This window comes from Bradyrhizobium sp. SRS-191, assembly GCF_024586915.1.
Taxonomy (GTDB): domain Bacteria; phylum Pseudomonadota; class Alphaproteobacteria; order Rhizobiales; family Xanthobacteraceae; genus Bradyrhizobium.
Window position 1 is genome coordinate 2,501 of sequence record NZ_JANBVS010000040.1, and the last position, 3,186, is coordinate 5,686.

At 55.3% G+C, this 3,186-nt stretch carries 2 tRNA genes and 2 rRNA genes (1 of these 4 running past the window's edge); all 4 read right to left on the reverse strand.

The window, feature by feature from the left end:
• Positions 1 to 616, reverse strand: a 23S ribosomal RNA gene (locus tag NLR35_RS33535); it reaches 2,228 nt to the left of the window's first position.
• Positions 617 to 1,055: 439 nt separating this feature from the next.
• A tRNA-Ala gene (locus tag NLR35_RS33540) sits at positions 1,056 to 1,131 on the reverse strand.
• A gap of 95 nt (positions 1,132 to 1,226) precedes the next feature.
• Positions 1,227 to 1,303 (reverse strand) — tRNA-Ile (locus NLR35_RS33545).
• A 246-nt stretch (positions 1,304 to 1,549) separates the two neighbouring features.
• Positions 1,550 to 3,038 (reverse strand): 16S ribosomal RNA (locus NLR35_RS33550).
• The 16S and 23S rRNA genes sit together here with 2 tRNA genes alongside, the layout of an rRNA operon.
• Positions 3,039 to 3,186: the final 148 nt, after the last annotated feature.

Here is a 3,186-nt window from a genome sequence, read left to right on the forward strand (position 1 = left end):
CTCCGTCTGTTTGTAGGTGTCCGGTTTCAGGTCTATTTCACTCCCCTCGTCGGGGTGCTTTTCACCTTTCCCTCACGGTACTGGTTCACTATCGGTCGCTGAGGAGTACTTAGGCTTGGAGGGTGGTCCCCCCATGTTCAGACAGGATTTCACGTGTCCCGCCTTACTCGAGCATGAATGCTTGCATTACCCATACGGGGCTATCACCCTCTGAGGCCCTGCTTTCCTGACAGGTTCTGGTTGGCTTACATTCATGACTGGCCTGGTCCGCGTTCGCTCGCCACTACTAGCGGAGTCTCGGTTGATGTCCTTTCCTCCAGGTACTTAGATGTTTCAGTTCCCTGGGTTTGCTTGAAACCTCCTATGTATTCAGAGATCTCATACCTTCTCTTGATAACCGGAAATCCAAGACCTCACGGCCTGGATCGTCACAGTCTCCCGATCGAACACCAAGACCAAGGTCTTGGAGTTCCGGCTATCGAAGGTGGGTTTCCCCATTCGGAAATCCGCGGATCAAAGCTTCTTCGCAGCTCCCCACGGCTTATCGCAGCGTAGCACGTCCTTCATCGCCTCTCAGCGCCAAGGCATCCACCGAACACCCTTAAGGCACTTGATTGCTCTCATTATCAATGTCCACACACTCGGCAGAATGTTCACTGCTCTCACCTGCCCCGAGGGACAAGCGTTAGAGACAGCGAGGACACTGATTAGAAAGACCAGCTTGCTTCTTAAGATCGAACCGATCGCCGTGCGGTCAAGCGCAGCGAACAGAGTCATTTACAACAAGCAGGATGCTTCACAGCTTCCAGCTTGCGCCGAAATGACCCGGAGATAGTGAAGGCGTCGGTGCATAGTCGAAGTGCGGACCGCTTGCGCGGTGGCCCTTCATTGCACGACCCTACTCGGATCGATCTCCTCTTCACGATGTCAGATAACACGCAGTCTTCTGTAATCCCGGTGAGGACCAGAAGATGCGAAATGTTGTCTCGCGGACGAATTGAACACGCTAGCAGCAGCCCTCTGGCCGCGCCACGCGCAGCCCAAAGGGCGAAGCGTGGTGGAGCCTGTCGGGATCGAACCGACGACCTCATGCTTGCAAAGCACGCGCTCTCCCAGCTGAGCTAAGGCCCCATACTCGGAAAGACGAATGCAGCAGCGCGATCGTCGAGACGACTGCCTTGCTAGGCAGTTGGCTTGCCAGGCGATAGCGCCGGCAGCGCGAAGATTGGTGGGCCTGGGAAGACTTGAACTTCCGACCTCACGCTTATCAAGCGCGCGCTCTAACCAACTGAGCTACAAGCCCTAACGCTCGAAGCTCGTCACCACCCTGCCCCAAGGGACAGATGCAGCAACCGCGCAGCCCCAGGCAGCGTGTTCGTCCGCGAAGAAAGAGAAACGAAGACGGCGAAATCCCGCCAATGGAACTCAACCCGATCTGGCGATCGTGTTGGTCCCTGATGTTTCTAAAACAGCTCGATAGTACGCGATCCGAAGATCGTGGTCCCAAGATCTTGCGACCTTAAAGACCAGACTGAAGAGCCATCCTTAGAAAGGAGGTGATCCAGCCGCAGGTTCCCCTACGGCTACCTTGTTACGACTTCACCCCAGTCGCTGACCCTACCGTGGTCGGCTGCCTCCATTGCTGGTTAGCGCACCGCCTTCAGGTAAAGCCAACTCCCATGGTGTGACGGGCGGTGTGTACAAGGCCCGGGAACGTATTCACCGTGGCGTGCTGATCCACGATTACTAGCGATTCCAACTTCATGGGCTCGAGTTGCAGAGCCCAATCCGAACTGAGACGGCTTTTTGAGATTTGCGAAGGGTCACCCCTTAGCTTCCCACTGTCACCGCCATTGTAGCACGTGTGTAGCCCAGCCCGTAAGGGCCATGAGGACTTGACGTCATCCCCACCTTCCTCGCGGCTTATCACCGGCAGTCTCCTTAGAGTGCTCAACTAAATGGTAGCAACTAAGGACGGGGGTTGCGCTCGTTGCGGGACTTAACCCAACATCTCACGACACGAGCTGACGACAGCCATGCAGCACCTGTGTTTCGGGCTCCGAAGAGAAGGTCACGTCTCTGCGACCGGTCCCAAACATGTCAAGGGCTGGTAAGGTTCTGCGCGTTGCGTCGAATTAAACCACATGCTCCACCGCTTGTGCGGGCCCCCGTCAATTCCTTTGAGTTTTAATCTTGCGACCGTACTCCCCAGGCGGAATGCTTAAAGCGTTAGCTGCGCCACTAGTGAGTAAACCCACTAACGGCTGGCATTCATCGTTTACGGCGTGGACTACCAGGGTATCTAATCCTGTTTGCTCCCCACGCTTTCGTGCCTCAGCGTCAGTATCGGGCCAGTGAGCCGCCTTCGCCACTGGTGTTCTTGCGAATATCTACGAATTTCACCTCTACACTCGCAGTTCCACTCACCTCTCCCGAACTCAAGATCTTCAGTATCAAAGGCAGTTCTGGAGTTGAGCTCCAGGATTTCACCCCTGACTTAAAGACCCGCCTACGCACCCTTTACGCCCAGTGATTCCGAGCAACGCTAGCCCCCTTCGTATTACCGCGGCTGCTGGCACGAAGTTAGCCGGGGCTTATTCTTGCGGTACCGTCATTATCTTCCCGCACAAAAGAGCTTTACAACCCTAGGGCCTTCATCACTCACGCGGCATGGCTGGATCAGGCTTGCGCCCATTGTCCAATATTCCCCACTGCTGCCTCCCGTAGGAGTTTGGGCCGTGTCTCAGTCCCAATGTGGCTGATCATCCTCTCAGACCAGCTACTGATCGTCGCCTTGGTGGGCCATTACCCCACCAACTAGCTAATCAGACGCGGGCCGATCTTTCGGCGATAAATCTTTCCCCGTAAGGGCTTATCCGGTATTAGCACAAGTTTCCCTGTGTTGTTCCGAACCAAAAGGTACGTTCCCACGCGTTACTCACCCGTCTGCCGCTGACATATTGCTATGCCCGCTCGACTTGCATGTGTTAAGCCTGCCGCCAGCGTTCGCTCTGAGCCAGGATCAAACTCTCAAGTTGAACTTGAAGCTTTGAACCGGCTGATCACAACGTTTGACGAGGTCCCACCAATCGATCCCGCGCTTCACAGCGCTAAGACCATGGTGTTACCTTTGAAACATTGTCCGCCGAAGTCTTCTCGTCCGATCCCAGAACCAAAAGCCGAAGC